Origin of the sequence: Wolbachia endosymbiont (group A) of Hedychridium roseum (genome assembly GCF_964028325.1) — a bacterium.
GTDB lineage: Bacteria > Pseudomonadota > Alphaproteobacteria > Rickettsiales > Anaplasmataceae > Wolbachia.
The window spans coordinates 806,677-824,933 of the sequence record NZ_OZ034755.1; the positions used below are offsets into that span (position 1 = coordinate 806,677).

15 protein-coding genes are annotated in these 18,257 nt (G+C 37.1%); 8 read left to right on the plus strand and 7 right to left on the minus strand.

The features are described 5' to 3' along the window. Positions 1-106: 106 nt before the first annotated feature. The 5 genes from ABWU23_RS03900 to ABWU23_RS03920 all read left to right on the plus strand — a co-directional run bounded on the left by ABWU23_RS03900 (position 107) and on the right by ABWU23_RS03920 (position 7,962). A complete protein-coding gene (locus ABWU23_RS03900; RefSeq protein ID WP_265045334.1) occupies positions 107-703 on the plus strand; it encodes a hypothetical protein in 597 nt (198 codons plus the stop codon). After that, on the plus strand, positions 697-4,932 hold the full coding sequence (locus ABWU23_RS03905; RefSeq protein WP_353270831.1) for a hypothetical protein: 4,236 nt from the start codon (positions 697-699) through the stop codon (positions 4,930-4,932). Before ABWU23_RS03900 ends, ABWU23_RS03905 begins: the two co-directional genes overlap by 7 nt. 135 nt (positions 4,933-5,067) lie before the next feature. Next, a complete protein-coding gene (locus tag ABWU23_RS03910; protein ID WP_353270832.1) occupies positions 5,068-6,264 on the plus strand; it encodes a hypothetical protein in 1,197 nt (398 codons plus the stop codon). Positions 6,265-6,378: 114 nt separating this feature from the next. Next, positions 6,379-7,359 (plus strand): phospho-N-acetylmuramoyl-pentapeptide-transferase, encoded by a 981-nt coding sequence (gene mraY / locus ABWU23_RS03915; protein WP_253309561.1) that lies wholly within the window; start codon positions 6,379-6,381, stop codon positions 7,357-7,359. 6 nt (positions 7,360-7,365) lie between these two features. Beyond that, on the plus strand, positions 7,366-7,962 hold the full coding sequence (locus tag ABWU23_RS03920) for a ribonuclease HII (RefSeq protein ID WP_010082329.1): 597 nt from the start codon (positions 7,366-7,368) through the stop codon (positions 7,960-7,962). 14 nt (positions 7,963-7,976) lie between these two features. Here ABWU23_RS03920 and virB9 read toward each other — a convergent pair whose 3' ends face one another. From virB9 to ABWU23_RS03935, 3 genes are all read right to left on the minus strand, one after another. Next, on the minus strand, positions 7,977-8,762 hold the full coding sequence (virB9, locus tag ABWU23_RS03925; protein ID WP_353270833.1) for a P-type conjugative transfer protein VirB9: 786 nt from the start codon (positions 8,760-8,762) through the stop codon (positions 7,977-7,979). 187 nt (positions 8,763-8,949) lie between these two features. Continuing rightward, on the minus strand, positions 8,950-9,405 hold the full coding sequence (gene mlaD / locus ABWU23_RS03930) for an outer membrane lipid asymmetry maintenance protein MlaD (RefSeq protein WP_264688362.1): 456 nt from the start codon (positions 9,403-9,405) through the stop codon (positions 8,950-8,952). 2 nt (positions 9,406-9,407) lie between these two features. Beyond that, the gene (locus ABWU23_RS03935; RefSeq protein WP_253309564.1) at positions 9,408-9,722 is read right to left on the minus strand and encodes an NADH-ubiquinone oxidoreductase subunit NDUFA12 family protein; all 315 of its coding nucleotides are present in this window, start codon (positions 9,720-9,722) and stop codon (positions 9,408-9,410) included. Between the two features lie 64 nt (positions 9,723-9,786). On the opposite strand from ABWU23_RS03935, the gene ABWU23_RS03940 reads away from it, so the two are divergent. From ABWU23_RS03940 to purF, 3 genes are read left to right on the plus strand one after another with little or no spacing between them, the layout of a single operon-like run. After that, the gene (locus tag ABWU23_RS03940; protein WP_253309565.1) at positions 9,787-11,253 is read left to right on the plus strand and encodes a proton-conducting transporter membrane subunit; all 1,467 of its coding nucleotides are present in this window, start codon (positions 9,787-9,789) and stop codon (positions 11,251-11,253) included. Between the two features lie 45 nt (positions 11,254-11,298). Continuing rightward, on the plus strand, positions 11,299-12,402 hold the full coding sequence (gene rodA, locus ABWU23_RS03945; protein ID WP_253309566.1) for a rod shape-determining protein RodA: 1,104 nt from the start codon (positions 11,299-11,301) through the stop codon (positions 12,400-12,402). 25 nt (positions 12,403-12,427) lie between these two features. After that, entirely contained in the window at positions 12,428-13,813 is a 1,386-nt protein-coding gene (gene purF, locus ABWU23_RS03950; protein ID WP_265016499.1) for an amidophosphoribosyltransferase, read from the plus strand. A 19-nt stretch (positions 13,814-13,832) separates the two neighbouring features. Here the strand turns inward: purF and ABWU23_RS03955 are convergent, their stop codons facing one another. The 4 genes from ABWU23_RS03955 to lgt form a co-directional block, all read right to left on the minus strand. Then, positions 13,833-14,342: a DNA-3-methyladenine glycosylase gene (locus ABWU23_RS03955; protein WP_253309568.1), complete on the minus strand. Its 510-nt coding sequence runs from the start codon at positions 14,340-14,342 to the stop codon at positions 13,833-13,835. Between the two features lie 398 nt (positions 14,343-14,740). Beyond that, positions 14,741-15,715 carry a Holliday junction branch migration DNA helicase RuvB gene (ruvB, locus tag ABWU23_RS03960; RefSeq protein ID WP_250296119.1) on the minus strand — a complete coding sequence of 325 codons (975 nt, stop codon included), beginning with the start codon at positions 15,713-15,715 and terminating at the stop codon, positions 14,741-14,743. After that, on the minus strand, positions 15,712-16,284 hold the full coding sequence (ruvA, locus tag ABWU23_RS03965) for a Holliday junction branch migration protein RuvA (RefSeq protein ID WP_253309569.1): 573 nt from the start codon (positions 16,282-16,284) through the stop codon (positions 15,712-15,714). Before ruvA ends, ruvB begins: the two co-directional genes overlap by 4 nt. Before the next feature lie 1,177 nt (positions 16,285-17,461). Next, complete coding sequence (lgt, locus tag ABWU23_RS03970; RefSeq protein WP_253309570.1) at positions 17,462-18,253, minus strand: prolipoprotein diacylglyceryl transferase; 792 nt, start codon at positions 18,251-18,253, stop codon at positions 17,462-17,464. Between the last annotated feature and the right edge of the window lie 4 nt (positions 18,254-18,257).

Genomic DNA, 18,257 nt, shown 5'->3' on the forward strand with positions numbered 1-18,257 from the left:
GTGTAACAATTATTTTATAACTATATTTACATATCACCATTATTAATCAATAATTAGTGTTTGTAAATTAACTGTGTCTAAAACATAGACCACAAAGGAAGGGAAAATGCGTTTTAAACTAGAAAAGGAAGATGCCCCAGGTAAAGACTGTAGTAACGCAACTCGTTATGTGATAACTACTAAAGTAAGAGTAAATAACGAAACAACAGTTAGTCTACCTACTACATCTTACGTTATTATTGATGAGCCTAGAGGTCAGCGCCTTATTGTGATTGACTATAGCTGTGGAACACAAAAGGTGCTGAATGGTTTATCTCAAGGACTACAACTAAAGCTAGAAAAAGTAGGAGATGACAACAAGTTAGCTTTGGTTACTGACTCAGGTGAATATTACTATTATTACCATGATGGCAATATTATTAATATAGCTACTATTGATTTTATACCTCAATCCCGCAAGAATGGTGAATATGTTCATGTATATGATTATGATACACGTTCTATAAAATTTAAACCACTTGAAAGTAGTAAGGTTTTAATAGATCCAAAAGATGTAATAAGTAGTAAAAATATGAGTCTTATTGGCAATAGACTTGATATACGAATTGGAGACAATTTTTTAAGGGATCGGAAAATCAATTATACCAATCTTACAGGAGTGTTGAGGTATATAATTCCACTGGTAGTAAGGTTGGTATGTTGAATAATGTTGTTCCAATATTCGATCGGAGAAGTGATGATTTCAAATTATTTCCTTTTCATGGAATAAAGAGATTGAATGTGAAAAATAGCTATTTCGCAACAGAAAAATTAGGTAATAATTATGTTGGCTGCATATCAGATGAAAATAGCGAATGTAAGAATTTTTATGGTTTAAAACCTGATTTTGTAGGATATAACTACAGCCATAACTTAGATTTATATCCTTATTATTATAACTTAGAAAATTTTGGTAACTTTTTGGAGGTTGATGTGGTGAATACTAGAGAATTTGAAGACTTAAAAGCAGAAGTTCAACATTTAAAAGAGCAAATTAAGCAATTAAGACATACAGAACAAGTAGAAGGAATGCCTAGACTTCCAGGTTATCGAGGTCCTCCAGGTGATAAAGGTCTAAGAGGTTATGAAGGTTTTCCAGGTCCTAGAGGTATTCCAGGTATTCCAGGTGAAAAAGGTAGACAGGGCGAGCCTGGGTCGCCAGGCTTTAGAGATCATTCAGGTCTTCCAGGTGGAAAAGGTTATCCAGGTCCTAAAGGTGAGCCAGGAAGAGATGCAAAGCCCGAGAATGTGGCAGCTATTTTATTATCAAGTGAACTAGAAAGATTCGAAAAAGCGCTGTTTAATACACCTATAACTGAATTAAAAGGTAAAACACTTAATAACTATGTTACTCAAGACCTGCCGAAGGAAATTGCAAATAATAAAAACTTAAAAAAAAGTATAAAGGGTGAAAAGGGCGATCAAGGATTAAGAGGAGAAGTTGGTTCTCCAGGTCCAGTAGGTCCTAAAGGTGAGCCAGGTTATCCAGGTCCTCAAGGTCTAAGAGGTGAGAAAGGTTATCCAGGTCAAGATGGTAGAGACGGAACCCCTGGTCCTAAAGGACTAGATGGACCTCCTGGGCCAAGAGGTTTGCCAGGTCAAGGAGGCGAACCAAGACCACGTGGTCTCGATGGGCTGCCAGGCATACCTGGAGAAAAGGGCCAAAAAGGCGAGTTTTATGCAGTCTCAGGACTAACAGGAAAGCCAGGTCCTAAAGGGGATCAAGGTCATCCAGGTCTAAACGGGTTGCCTGGAGAGAAAGGTGACAAGGGTGATCAAGGTTATTCGGGTTACGGCTATCCAAGCCAAAAGGGTGATCCAGGTGCACCTGGATCACCAGGACTAGATGGAATGCCTGGAGGACCAAAAGGTGAAAAAGGAGAAGCTGGTGGCCCACAAGGTCCAAAGGGAGAAAAGGGAATGCCAGGGTTGAGTATAACGAGTCCAAAAGGAGATCGTGGAGAAACGGGATTGAAAGGCTCAAAGGGGGATATAGGGCCACAAGGCCCTAAAGGCAAACAAGGTGATTTAGGGCTTATAGGGCCACAAGGCCCAAGTGGAGCGAAGGGAGAGAAAGGTAATGAAGGTAGTAGTGGTCCTAAAGGGCTGAGAGGTTGGAAAGGTGAATCTGGTTTGCAAGGTAAAGAAGGAGCGCAAGGTAAAGCTGGTAAAGATGGAACCCCGGGTTCTAAAGGAGCAGATGGAGCTCAAGGTCTTAGAGGTCCAGTAGGTCCAAGAGGCTTTAATGGCACGCAAGGAGAAAAAGGTGCTCAAGGTCCAAGTGGAGCAAAGGGAGCGCAAGGTAAAGCTGGTAAAGATGGAACCCCGGGTTCTAAAGGAGCAGATGGAGCTCCTGGTCTTAGAGGTCCAGTAGGTCCAAGAGGCTTTAATGGTACGCAAGGTGTACAAGGAGAAAAAGGTGATCTTGGTCTCAAGGGAGATAGAGGTGAAATTGGAGCACCAGGAATGGATGGATTGCCAGGTCTACAAGGCTTTAATGGCACGCAAAGAGAAAAAGGTGCTCAAGGTCTAGTAGGTCCTAAAGGTGATAAAGGAGATTCAGGTCCAGTAGGTCCTCAAGGAGTAGATGGAGCGCCAGGTGTGTCTGGTAATAAAGGGGATACTGGGTTGCCAGGAATGCCTGGAGAAAAAGGTGACCAAGGAAATGCAGGTCCAAGAGGCCCTCAAGGAAATAAAGGTGATCAAGGTTTAGTAGGTCCACAAGGTTTCAAGGGAGATAAAGGAGAACAGGGTATACAAGGTCCTAGAGGTTTCAAGGGCCTCTCTGGTTCAAGAGGCGCAAAGGGTGAAGGGCATAGTGGCATGGATGCAAATCCTGAAGAAGTTGCAGATAAGCTAGTCACTACTAGAGCCACTGGGTTTAAGGAGATGATGCTTAACTTCACTGATTCCAGTGGAAAAATGTTAATGGAAGAACTTGCAGGCAGTTCAAGTCTGCATACTGGGGTTGCACAAAAATTAATTGACAATGAAACCATTGCGAATAAAGTACTTGAATATCGTGATAAAGGTGGAAATTTACTGCTAGAGCAACAGATTATAGGAAGACTTTATGATGAAAATATTCACGAAGGAATAGCTACTAAACTAATTGATGACAGAGCTCAAGATTTAGCAGACGCGTTACTAAGTAGTGCTGACAATGATACATTGGTAGAGAAACTTGCAAACAGTACTGAGCTAACAAAAAGCATTTCAGAAGAATTAAGGAAAAATCCAGGAAAAGTTCAAGGACCAAAAGGTGGTAAGGGAGATAAAGGAGCAGATGGAGCGCCAGGAATACCTGGAGAAAAAGGTGACGAAGGTATACAAGGTTCTCAAGGCTTTAATGGTACGCAAGGGGATAAAGGTGAATTTGGAGCACCAGGAACAGATGGATTGCCGGGAGCAAAGGGAGATACAGGTCCTCAAGGTCTAGTAGGTCCTAGAGGTGATCAAGGGGATATGGGTGCAAAAGGAGTAGATGGATTGCCAGGTCTACAAGGCTTTAATGGCACGCAAGGAGAAAAAGGTGCTCAAGGTCTAGTAGGTCCTAAAGGTGATAAAGGAGATTCAGGTCCAGTAGGTCCTCAAGGAGTAGATGGAGCGCCAGGTGTGTCTGGTAATAAAGGGGATGCTGGTCCAAAAGGCGATATGGGTGATAAAGGAGATACCGGAGCGCCGGGTACGGCTGGATTAAAAGGTGACAAAGGAGTAGATGGATTACCAGGGATGCCTGGAATAAAAGGTGATCAGGGAGACATAGGTCCTAAAGGCGATATGGGTGATAAAGGAGATACCGGAGCGCCGGGTACGGCTGGATTAAAAGGTGACAAAGGAGTAGATGGAGCGCCAGGTGTGTCTGGTAATAAAGGGGATGCTGGTCCAAAAGGCGATATGGGTGATAAAGGGGATACTGGGTTGCCAGGAATGCCTGGAGAAAAAGGTGACCAAGGAAATGCAGGTCCAAGAGGCCCTCAAGGAAATAAAGGTGCTCAAGGTCTAGTAGGTCCTAAAGGCAACACAGGAGCGCCTGGTCCTAAAGGCTCAAAGGGAGAAGATGGAATAGGTGCTGCAGTTGCTGATCAGTTTCTGCGCAAGATGAATCAAACAAAAATTGAAATTCAGAACGCTCAGAAAGCAGCAGAGGTAGCTAAAAGCGCTTCTGAAAAATCTGCCAAAGAAGCTAAAGATTTTAAAGAAGAGGCTGACAATTTTGTTGATAAAGCATTTCGATCAGAACAAAATACTCAAGCACTTTATAGTAAGGTAAAGGATATATTTTGTAAAACAAAACCTACAGATCAAGTTTGTACTGCACGTATAAAGAAGAGGGAAATTAAAAATTCAGACAATCTGCCAGTGACAAGTGGAGCAGGTAGACCAACTTCATTTATATCTCAAGTAATAAATTTCTTTTATCCTTTTGTAAAACAAGATGAATATAAAATAGAGAATAAAATACAAGAGCTTAATCAAGTGGCAAAAGTAATGGATGCAGCAGATATTGCTATAAAATTTGAAAAAGTATTAGAAGAAACAGCTTCAAAATGCGGCATTCCAAAGAAAAGCCTAAATTTTGATCCAGTAAAACTACAGTCAACCATTCTAGATAGGTCATTATTTAATGATGAAAGTCGTAACGAGCTGTTAAAACTCTTATATTTATCTGCAAAAAAATCATGTCCAAATTACAAACAAACTGATAGATTTTTGACTACTTTCAAAGATCGTATGGAAAGAACATTAGAAAACAATGAGCAACAAAGGGGGTTTGTTAATATTGAGAAAACAGCAACAGATAACGAGCAGCCAAGGAGTTTTATGAGCGATGTCACTCCTCCAAGTAGTTTCAAGGCGATTGATCTGAAGGCTGTTAATTGTTTAAGGTAATAGTATGGGAAATACATTTGAATAGATAATAAAGATCCGCTCTATAAGAAGCTGATTAAACTTCCTACTGCATATTACAGGTTAGAGATTAATAACAACAAGTATACTATTCGTTCACACATTGGTACGGCTGAGTTGGGTGATACTATTAGTGATTTAAAGTTACAGAAGCTGGGTGATAAAATAGTTTTATATAAGGGAAAATCACCTCTGAAAGTGAAAAATAAAGATGGTGAAGAAGAGAATCTTATTATAGAGCAAGAAGATATCATAAGTGCAAACAGGGACAATATTATAGAAAAGCTTAGATCAAAACCAATAGAGATTTCGCTTTACCACATAGAAGACATTCCATATTTTGGTGCCAAATTACCCATTTCTAGACACAGTACAACAACTGAAGTACTAAACTTCATCAATTTTAATGATGAAAATGATCCAGTACTACAGAAGATCAAAGGAGAAAATGGTGGACTTTATTTTACAATAAAAGATGACAATATCTATATATCAGACAAAAATGGAAAGTGTCTTCCAGTGTGTAAAGATGACAGCTGCTATAAGTATCAATACACAAAAGATAAATGTGGTGTATTAACAATAAGTGATGTATCAACAATAATAGGCAATTTAACCGAGACTAACAACGAAAAGCAGAAATTCACTTTGCAAAAAGGGGAAGAGTTATCGGATAACATCTATGAAGCAAATGTTGCCTTGAATGATAAGCCCATAGCTACTTTACCAAAAATAGGTTACTACATGCTCGATGATCAATTGGTCATGCGTAATCATGTTACGAAAGAGGAGGTAATTGTCCCAAGGGATTTTCACTATTTAAAAGTTGTTAAATTTAATAATGATGATTATAAATTAACGTTTTGTAATTTTTTAGGTAATGAATTCTTTGAATATAAAAAATACGATCCACAGTATTCGAACGTTTCAGATGAATATAAATTCATAAGTTTGAGTTGTATGAAAGAAAAACGTAACCTAAATCTTGGTGAGTTACTTAGCCATCGGCCATCGTTTTTTATTACAGAAGGAATTGCTGAACCAGATTCTCTAGGTAACCATCAAGCTGTAGTGTTCGAAGTAATAAATAGTGGAAAGGGTGAAAAAAAGGCTACATTGACTGATGAATTTGGTTATTTTGATAAAAATAATAAGTTTCACTATTATGATTATCATAAAAAAACGGAATATGATACTTATGATTCTTCTGAGATTAATCTAAAAGAAATGTATAAATGGACAGATAAAAATAGCGAATTTTGTTTTGCAGAAGATAACAATATAATTCTTCATACTATTCCAGAGTTATTGTAATTATGCGCACCAAATTAAGGAAGAATGAAGCGAAAGAGGGATAGGTTATAGGATGACAGAAGTTGGCTTTATTAGCTATAGGTGGTATGATACTTAGTCAATTTAAGTAAGCAGATGATCTTAGCTACAAAAGTATTTTTTACCTCATTTGTTTTTGGGTTTATTCTTTTTCCCTATTTTATAAAGCTTCTAAAAAAAATAAGTAAAGATGGGCAACCAATTAGATCATGTGGACCAGAAAGTCATTTAATAACAAAAAAGAATGTACCACCTATGGGCGGAATAATAATACTGATTTCTTCTTTATTACCAATTTTACTCTGGGCTCAGTTAACACTAGAAATTTTGCTGCTGATATTGATAACTCTATTTTTTGCTCTACTTGGATTTATTGATGATTATTTAAAATTGAAGACAAATCACTATCGAGGTTTAAGTGCAAAAACCAAAATACTTATTCAGTTTATTGTAACTCTGGTTAGTATGTCTATACTTAAGCTATACTCTGCTGAAGGTTTTACAAAAACGTCTCTATTTAAAGGAGTAATAATCGACTTTGGCTATCTATATGTTCCGTTTGCTGCGTTTGTAATTGTCGGCTCTGCTAATGCTGTGAATCTCACAGATGGTTTGGATGGCCTTGCTGCAACTCAAGTCATCACTTCCTTTGCTTTTTTGGGGCTAATTGCATATATAACTCAAGCAGATATGAATATTACTTTATTCTGCATTGCATTTATAGGAGCTATTTTAAGTTTCTTGTGGTTTAACACACATCCAGCAAAAATATTTATGGGTGATGTTGGAAGCCTGTCAATTGGTGCAGCTTTAGGGTTAACTAGCGTTTTAATGAAGAGAGAAATGCTTTTTGCCGTTATTGGAATAATCTTTGTAATAGAGACTCTATCTGTGATTATTCAGATATCATATTTTAAATATACAAAGTTTAAATATGGAGAAGGAAAAAGAGTTTTTCTTATGGCACCAATACATCATCACTTTGAGAAGAAGGGATGGTCAGAAAATGTAATCGTTATGAAATTTTGGATAATTTCTATTATCTGTTCAGTTTTTACTATAACTTTCTTATTATAAAAACCTATGAAATACCCAGACTTTACATTAGAAAATAAATTATCAGGAGTGATAGCAGGAGTGGATGAAGTTGGAAGAGGTCCGCTAGCTGGTCCAGTAATATCCGCAGCCGTAGTGTTTATTGATAGAAATACAATTATTGATGGAATCAACGACTCGAAAAAGTTGACTCCTCAATGTAGGCAAGTCCTATATGAAAAAATAACATCCGTTGCAAAATTTGGTATAGGAATGGCAAGCGTAGAAGAAATAAATTCATACAATATCTTGCAAGCAACAAAACTTTCAATGAAACGTGCGTTGATAGACCTGGACCTAGAATTAGATTATGTGCTAGTTGATGGTAATCAACCACCTGAAGTGAAATGGCAAGTGAAATCCATAGTAAATGGTGATAATTTGAGTACATCAATTGCAGCAGCTTCAATCGTTGCAAAAGTTACGAGAGATCGGCTTATGCAAGAATTGCACAATAAGCATCCTGAATATAATTGGTATAAAAATAAAGGATATGGGACAAAAGAGCACCTTAACGCTATTGGCCTTTATGGAATTACAGAACATCATAGAAAAAACTTTGCACCCATATCTCGGGCATTATAGCCTTTAGATAGTAATCACTTACCTTTTTTGAAAGGCATGTTTTCATTAAATAGGCAAACTGTACTTGATCCATTCCTTAAGGTAAACACTGAACTCACCCTTTCGATTATCAGGTAGTTGTCAGCTGTACGGAAGTTTACTAAAGACTCATACCCTGCAGAATCAACCATAAAAACTGCCGGGAAATCAGAGTTTATTTTATTGAATTGTAGATATGTAAATTTTCCGTCATCAAAAACCTTAATTGGTATTATTGACTGACTGCCTTTAACGTGCGAGATGGAATAATTAAAATTTAAGCCCTTCTTTACAACTTCAATGTCGTTTATATCAGGAATAATGGTATGACTAGCTTGTTCGAAGATATCGCCGTTATTTGTTGTGTAAATCTCATCACTGCTAAATAATGGATAAAGAAACCTTACTTCATATGCTAATTTTGGATCATCTAGTCCAGTTGCTTCTTCAGCATGAAGTTCAAAGTAATAAACTCTTTTATTGGTAATTATAGTTGCGTTAGTATCGGCAATATCATCTATAGGCTTAATAAACAATCTGTTACCTTGAGGAAGGAGTTGCCAACCAGTTGAATCACCCATTGAAAGGTTTTGTATTACCTCCCCTGGTTCAAACAATATGCTGGATTGATAACCATAAAAACCCGTATACTTATGTATAGCTTGTGGGTTATAATTTATTACCTTTATGTGATTATCTCCAGCTATTGAACGTGGCTCCTGTTTTGCAAGTGCATCACTACCACAAAAAAACAACAGTATGGCAAACAGTAAACCAATCATAATATCAAAATAAATTAATCTTCATTTTATCATTGATAGACATGCACTGCAACTGTTAAGCTGTACTATAAACCCCAATTATAGGTTAGCAAGGGGTAGAAAAGGCAAGAAATAAGGCAAACTCCTTAAATACTTTAGAACTACAGGAGGCTTCACCTGAACGGATATACTTGGAATCCTGCCATTTTCACTTCGTAAACATACCAAGAATTCTGTCCATTATTCCACCCATATTTGCTTCAGCTTGAGTATACTCTATTTTACCACCGTGCAAGATTAGTTTAATATCTGATCCAGGTGATATATTAACAAATTTACTGCCAACAACTCCACTGCTAGTGATCAGAGCTGAACTATCAATTGGCAATTTTATGTCTCTGCTTATACACATGTCGATTCGTGCTACGTAGGTAGCTTTGTCAAGTGATACACCAGTTATGCTTCCAACGTCCACACCAGAGATCTTGACACTATCACCAACTCCTATACCGTTAGCGTTAGCAAAAAGACCATATATTTTATAGCAATCCTTGTAGTTTTTCTTTATGTAAGATAGCTTATCAATAGCAAAGAAAACCAGAAAAATAGTGAAAATTAATACAAATAATCCAGCGGTTATTTCAAGTATATTTGACCTTCGCATCTTTAGTTATCAGGACTCCAGCTTTTATAGTAATTTTTCACTTTTTGGTTTGGATAGTATGCATCTTTTGTACCCGTTAAATTAGGAGTATGTTTTACTTTTCTTTTTTTATTATTAACTGGTACTACATTATCAGTATAGTGAAGCCATATATGCCATTCCGGAGACACTGTTGTAGGCTCAGAAACACTGCTATACATAACCCACCTTTTTCCTTTACTTGATTCATAATAAGAATTTCCATTTTCATCTCTTCCTACAAATTTATCTTCTCTTCGTAATAGGCGTTTTATTGCGTTACAAATTTTAGATAACATAAGAGTATTAAAACAAAAAGTATTATATATACTAATACTTTAACGATATATTAACAACAATTTAATGCAATTACCAATTTTACAAGTTATTATACCAATAATTGCATCAATGTTTTGCTTTCTTACCAAGAAACACAAGGTATCTTGGTTTATTTCTTTTATTGCAACAACAATCACTCTTATCATTTCATCGATACTACTCGTTAAAACATATAAAGGCGAGATTATAACTTATCACCTTGGAGACTGGGCTCCTCCGTACGGCATAGAGTTAAGAATCGACGTGTTAAACTCCTTGATTCTAACTTTGGTGAATTTTATAGCGCTGATAAGTGTGCTTTATAGCTTTTATATTAACGAAAAAGAAATTAGCAAAAACAAAATCACTGGTTTTTACTCTCTATTTCTACTGTGCTTAAGCGGACTGCTCGGAATTCTAGTAACAAACGACATATTCAATCTTTATGTTTTTTTGGAAATTTCATCTCTTTCTTCTTATGTATTAGTTTCAATGGGAAGGGATAAAAAAGCCTTGGTTGCAGCATTTGAATATCTAATTAGTGGCACTATAGGGGCAACGTTTTACTTGTTTGGTGTTGGGCTTTTATACTCCATGACAGGAACGCTCAATATGTCTGACATGGCTGAAAGAATAGTTCCATTATACGATAACAACATCATAAAACTTGGCACATTGTTCATTTTTGTTGGTCTCTCAATTAAAATGGCACTGTTTCCATTAAGCAGGTGGCTGATTAATGCATATAGTGAGGCGCCAAGTTTCATTAGCATATTCTTTTCAGGCACAGTGACAAAAGTGATGATATATGTTTTCATTAGGATCTTCTATACTGTTTTCCATCAGAATTTCTTCTTATTTAAACCATCACTAAGCAACGTGATAATTATCCTCGCACTTTGCGCTGTTATATTTGGGTCAATATCTGCAATAACTGCAAAAGATATAAGAAGACTGCTTGCTAATTCTAGTGTCAGCCAAATTGGTTATATAATTTTAGCACTGAGTTTTAACTCAAAAACAGGTGTATTTGCAGCAATTCTTCACATAGTAAACCACAGCATAATAAAAACATCTTTATTCATGGCTGCAGGATGTATTTCTTACAAATTTGATACAACAAAAATAGAGAATTTATCGGGACTCAAGAAATCAATGCCTTATACAGCACTTGCGTTTACTCTACTTAGTTTAGCATTAGTCGGTGTGCCGCTAACAAATGGCTTTGTAAGCAAATGGTATATAATGAAAGCAGTTATAGAATCTCGCGCGTGGATTTCCCTGATAGCTTTTGCTGCCGGTTCTTTTCTTGCACTAATATACATGTGGAAGATGGTAGAGAAAATGTATTTTGAAAATAGTGCAGCATCAAGCGCTGGAATGACACTAGGCAAAATTAATGATGTGCCATTTCCTATGCTTTTCTGTCTATTGTTTATGGCAGCTTTAACAATAGTAACTGGAATATATAGCACTCCAATTCGGTTAGTAGTTGAGAAGTTGGTTTTTTGATTTTTATCTTTGTTTCATATTTTACTATACTTTAAGGTTATAAGTGTGGATAGGCTGAAGAAGATTCATTGGTTATTAGTCATTAACGTGATAGTGCTGTTTTGCGTTGGCATTGCTGTTCAATACTCTTCTGCTGGAGGAAAGTGGGTACCATTTGCAATTCACCAAATAGTCATATTTTCCTTCTTTTTCCTACTCGCTATAGCTATGTCATTCATAGAGCTAGATTTTTATTTGAAGCACGCCTACTTTTTTTATATAGCAGCAGCGATTTCGCTATTAGCAGTAAATTTTTTTGGCTCGCACATAATGGGTGCGACGAGGTGGATAAGAATTGGGTCAATTAGTTTGCAACCATCAGAATTTGCAAAAGTAGGCTTAATACTTGCGCTTGCTCGTTATTTTGATAAGCAAAGTGTGTATAAAATGATGGAATTTAAAAGATTGCTTAAGGCGGTAATAATTATTTTCTTGCCTGTATTCTTGGTGTTAAAGCAACCTAATTTAGGCACAGCTGTGATAATGTTGTTTATAGGAGCATCAATTATATTCACAGCAGTAATAAAAAGAGCTCATTTAGTAATTTGTGGGACGCTTGGCATTTTTGCAGTACCGGCTATTTGGCCTTTTTTACGTCCTTATCACAAGCAAAGGATATTGTCGTTTTTGGATTCATCAGTGGATCCACTTGGAATAGGTTATAATGCGCAGCAATCTCAGATAGCTATTGGTTCAGGAGGTTTGCTTGGTAAGGGCTTTGTTAACGGAAGTCAAACTCAACTTGGATTTTTGCCGGAGAAACGTACGGATTTTGCTTTTGCAGTGCTGAGTGAGGAGTGGGGCTTTTTAGGTAGCATGGCTTTAATTTTGCTTTATACCTCATTACTTGGCATAATTTTCTCTATCGCTTATAGGTCGAAAAATTATTTTTCTAAGTTAGTATCTATCGGGATTTTTGCTTTTTTTGGCGCTCATTTTTTTATAAACATTGGAATGTCAATAGGCCTCTTGCCTGTGATAGGCGATCCACTGCCATTTCTTTCCTATGGAGGAAGTACAACTGCTGCAAGCTTGATATGCATAGGATTATTGCTGGCAATAAAAGCAGATGAACAACAAAATGCTTGTATTTCACCTATGCTAAAGTAAAATTAAACTTTACTTAATAGTTTTTATGCTAGATGAAATGCGTGAGGAATGTGGAGTATTTGGTATAAGCTGCAATAACGATGCTGCATTTAACTCTATACTTGCTCTCCACGCTTTGCAGCATAGAGGTCAAGAGTCTTTTGGCGTAGTAACCAGTAACAACGATAAGCTGCACTCTTATCACTTTCAAGGTCAAGTGAGCAGCGTATTTGATGATATAGATGAAATAAAGAAATCCTTACCTGGAGATTGTGCAATAGGTCACGTTCGATACTCAACAAGTGGTAGTAAATTTGGAGTGCAGCCCATGCTTGGCAAAAGTGGCAAATTTGGGGATTTTGCCATAGCACATAATGGTAATTTAATTAATATTTCTCCGATACGCGAACAATTAATTAAACAAGAGTGCGTTTTTCAGTCAGATATTGATACAGAAGTAGTAGTGCATCTGACAGCAAGCGGTGAAAAAGATAGCTTTTTAGAGAGTTTTATATATGCATTAAAGCAAATACAAGGTGCTTATTCTTTTGTGGCAATCAATCAAGAAGTAGTTATTGGAGTACGTGATCCATCTGGAATCAGGCCTCTTGTTTTAGGAAAGTTAAACGGTTCTTACGTTCTTGCATCTGAAACTTGTGCTCTTGATATAATAAATGCAGAGTTTGTTAGAGAAATAGAACCAGGCGAATTAGTTACCATCAGTTCGGATAGTAAGCTAGCCTCAATGTTTCCTTTCCCACAGCAAAAATCAAGTTTTTGTATTTTTGAATACGTTTACTTTTCGAGACCAGACAGCATAATGGAGAATAGGTCCATATATGATATAAGAAAAGAAATAGGAAGAATACTTGCAGAAGAGAGCCCACCAAAAAACAATGTAAATATGGTTGTACCAATACCTGATTCTGGAATACCTGCAGCTATTGGATATGCAAAGCATTCAGGATTACCTATGGAACTGGGGATAATTCGTAATCATTACATAGGAAGAACTTTTATACAACCAACCGCTGAAGTACGTAAAGTTAGAATAAAATTAAAATTCAATGCTAATAAGCACACTTTGAAAGGTAAAAACATAATTTTAATAGATGATAGTATAGTGCGTGGTAGTACGCTCAGAAATATAATAGTTATGCTAAAGGATGCAGGAGTAAAAGAGATTCACCTCAAAATTTCAAGCCCACCAATTAAGCATTCTTGTTTTTATGGAATAGATACGCCAGAGTGCAAAGATTTAATTGCTGCAAATAAATCTGTAGAGGAAATTAAGGAAGTTATAGGAGTAGATAGCCTAGCCTTCTTGAGTATTGATGGACTATATCAGGCTGTTAAAGGAGAGGTGCGTAACAATGCTACACCACAATATTGCGATGCTTGTTTCACTGGTGATTATCCGATTGGCAAATAGTCTACGCAAGATCTTAAGTTTAGAAAATCTTAAACCGCCAAAATTTCTCTTGGCCTTTACTAATTCCGATTCTTGGAGTGCACACATAATCCGGGTTGAGATGAGATTCATAAACACAAAATTTGTGGCTTATAGTAAGGTCCAGTTTATTGTGTTCTTTTGTAATGTTTAATCTTTTGCACAATATTCCTGGTCCGCCTAAGTTTGCTTCAAGCGGTTCAATGAGCTTTAATCCCCGTATTAACACTGCTGCTGGGAACCCTTCTGCTTCTGTTACAATATTTAAACAGTAATACATTCCATATATAAAATACACGTATGAAAACCCCGGCATACCAAACATTACTGAGGTTCGGTTAGTATAGCCTCTTGCCGCGTGACAAGCTGGGTCATTCATTCCTATATAGGCTTCAACTTCGGTTATTATTCCACTAAAGTTAGAAAATTTGAGGACTTTTCCCAATAACTCTCCAGCTACAGTTAAGGTCGGCCGCTCGTAGAAATTTCTTGGTAGTATTGTGCTACCCATTTTTTATTTTTGTTCTGAGGTTCTATATAGAATTCAGTTTAAGAATTTCTGGATCCCAGTGTCAAGCACTGGGATGACAAGAAGGGGAGCTACTTGAATGACAAGAAAATGGTACTGGCATAATAAGAAAGAAACACTGAGATGGTGAAAGAGAGAATATACGCAAGCAGCACTCATAGGGTAGCGCGTGACGCTGGAATCCAGTTTTTTCCTATTACCACAAACCATAGCTTAATTAGTTAGAATAGCATAACTAGCGAATACGAAATGGAGAAGTTTTAATTTGAACTACAGTTTCAGTGCTATTTAACATATATGCCTTTATACACAAAAATGCCAGTATATGATATTATGCCAATCAATATATAATTGAATTATGGTAAAAAAGCTCTCTAATATTAAAGGCTCAAATACTCCTTTGCTTGATCAGTTAGAACGCGCCCCCTTGGTGTGCGCTTTACAAAACTAATTTTGATTAAATAAGGTTCTACTGTTTCTTCAATATTGCCAACATCCTCGGATAGCGCAATAGATATGGTGTCAATTCCAACAGGTCCTGAGGTGTTGAATAAAAATCTTAGATAATGCATATCAAGTTTATTGAGTCCCATTTTGTCTACACCCAATTTTAGCAATACAGAATCAGCGACTTCATAAGTGATTTTTTTATCATCTTTCACTTCAACAAAATCCCTTATTCTTCTGAGTAACCTCAAAGCAATTCTTGGAGTGCCACGTGCACGGCAGGCAATTTCCCGTGCTGCATTTTCTTCAATTTCAGTAGAAAGAACTCTTGCGCCTCTTTTTATAATATTAACCAGTTCTTCAAAAGAATAAAACTCAAGATGCAAGGGAATGCCAAAACGATCTCTGAGTGGCGCAGAAAGTAATCCAAGCCGTGTAGTTGCTCCGATTAACGTAAATGGTGGTAGATCTATCCTTAAAGTGCGAGTAGATGGACCTTCACCTACTAATATGTCCAAGCAAAAATCTTCCATAGCAGTATATAAAACTTCTTCGATGCTGCGATTTAATCTATGGATTTCGTCGATAAATAGAACATCTTTTGCATTTAAAGTGGTAAGCACTGCAGCCAAGTCCCCAGCTTTACTAAGTAAAGGACCAGAAGTTGCGCGGAAGCTGACCCTTAATTCTTTAGAAACAATTTGTGCTAAAGTTGTTTTGCCAAGTCCTGGGGGACCATACAATAAAACGTGATCTAAGGCTTCAGTTCTTGTCTGTGCAGCATTTATAAACACTTTTAAATTTTGTATTAAGTCTTTTTGCCCGACAAAATCGTCAAGTTGTTCAGGTCTGATGTTGATATTGCGCACATCTTCAGTATATTCTTTATCGCACGATATTGATTTCATAATGTTTTAAGCGCCATGCGAATAATATCCTTGGTGTCCAGATTTGACGATTCGTCTTGTATTTTTTTTATCGTATCATAAGCTTTCATTTTTTCATACCCAAGATTGATCAATGCTGAAAGGGCATCTTCATTGATTGGATGAAAATTATTGTTATTTATTTCTAATTTACTCACTTTGCCACTTAATTCAGTGATGATTCGATTTATGAGTTTCATGCCAAGTCCACTCATCTTGAGTGCTACTTTATCTTCATTCATAATTGCCAAAAACAGCTGTTCTGGAGTTAATTTACTCAAAATTGACATTGCAGTTTTATAGCTAACACCACTTACTTTAACAAGCAACCTCAAGCACTGCTGTTCTTCTTTGCTTATAAAACCATATAGCTGAGCGACATTTTCTCTGTTATTTGCATAGGTTTCGATAAGTAATTTAACTCTACTTCCGATGGAACATGCATTTAAAGTTTTGGCTGAGAGATACACCATATAGCCAACATCATTCACATTCAGGATTATGTGATCACTGCGCACTTCATCAACTATTCCGCTTAGATTTCCTATCATTTTTAGCACTGTATAGGGTTCAGTTTAAATACTCCTGGATCTTAGGTCAAGCAAACGAACATTATAACAGAGAGCCAAGTAGATCATAGAAACGAAAAACTTCCTTGACACATTTTGCCAACATTTGCCGCTTCAAGTCTGTCTGCTATGACTTTTATATACTGATAATCATTATACTCACACCCCGGTACCACCGTTTGAAAGCACAGTTCAATGAATTTTAGAAAGTTTATTTTGTCCATGATATAATGTTGAAACCAGCGCGTGACGCTGGGATGACAAAAAAAGGAGCACTGGAATGACAAGGCTATAGGTTGCAAGCGAGACGTCATACCGTGATTTATTCACGGTATCTCTTGGCATAGATCCCGCTAATAAGTAGCGGGATGACGAATTGCTTAATTGTCATACCGCCGCAGACCGTCATACCGCCGCGGTATCTCATCCGCTAACAAGAGATCCCGCTAACACGTAGCGGGATGACGAAGTTATCGTCATGCCACCGCGAACCGTCATATCGCCGCAGACCGTCATACCGCCGCGGTATCTCATCCGCTAACAAGAGATCCCGCTAACACGTAGCGGGATGACGATTCTTCAAATCGTCAAGGTGTCATCCGAGTAGCTTGACTACTTGGATCCAGAAAACTTAACTTTAAATAAGTGGCTGCATAATAAAGACTAGATTCCAGCGTCACGCGCTGGAATGACACCATTTTCGGTCTCTTAAATTGCTTTAGCTAGAAACATTAAGAAATTTACCAAATAAAAAAAAGGCAAAAGAAGCCCCGTGGTGCGAGTTTTGACTCTATATTACTGTAAGTGGCGCTGTAATAATGTGCTAACGCTTAAAATAAGCGCGATTTGGCTGAATGTAGAAAAAATTTAAAAGACATGCAGCCGCTATAATTTTATGTAATCCGCCAAAAAATACCCTGAGTTTTTTACTGAATTTTGTCATTGAGCCTGCAGGTCAAAAACAAGTTTTGAATCATAAATACCCTTATTGTCATAATAAGGGGGCTGGCGGAGTTTGTCAAGCAAGTTTTATGGCCTAGCGTCACACGCTGGAATGACACCGGATCTCACATTCATTCTACTGCAACGCAGAAAATTCGTACAATTGTGCATGATGTAGGGTTTCTGGCTACATTTTTCTATTAAACTCACCTTTCCTCTATGTAACAGATTTCGTATTAAATTTTAAATTTAATGCGCCTAGATATACAAGCATTCCTAGCAAAACCATAGGTATAGAAAGCAACTGCCCCATAGTTAAATCAAGCCACAAATAGCCAATTTGATAGTCTGGTTCGCGAAAAAACTCAACGAAAAAACGTGCTACTCCATACCACATAACTGCAATACCAGTTAACGCACCGTGATACAGTCTTATTCTAGTCAAGAAAAACAGTGAATTTGCAACTGCAAAAAGTAGCAGTCCTTCAAAAAGTGCCTCATAAAGCTGGCTTGGATGACGCAGCAAATTATCACCACTTTCTGGAAATACCATACCCCATGGCATAGTTGTAACTCTGCCAAATAACTCTCCGTTTATAAAATTGCCTATGCGACCTAAAAATAAACCTATGGGAACTCCGCAAGAAACTAGGTCCAGTGCATAAAATATAGGAATGTTATGTCTTTTACACGAAATTATTACTGCAAGCAAAACTCCTATAGCACCACCATGAAATGACATTCCTCCTTCCCAGGTCTTCAATATCTCGATAGGGTTGCTTATATAAAGAACTGGATCATATATCAATACGTAGCCAAGTCTACCTCCAAGGATAATGCCTACAATAGTGGCTGTTAATAACGAATCGTAAAAATTCTTAGTAAATATTTTTTGGTCGTCTAGCTTGTGTAAATACCAATATGCAGACACTATACCCAAAACGTAAGCTAAGGAATACCAATATATAGAAACAGGACCGATGCTGAAAATTACTGGATTTAAAGACATATTT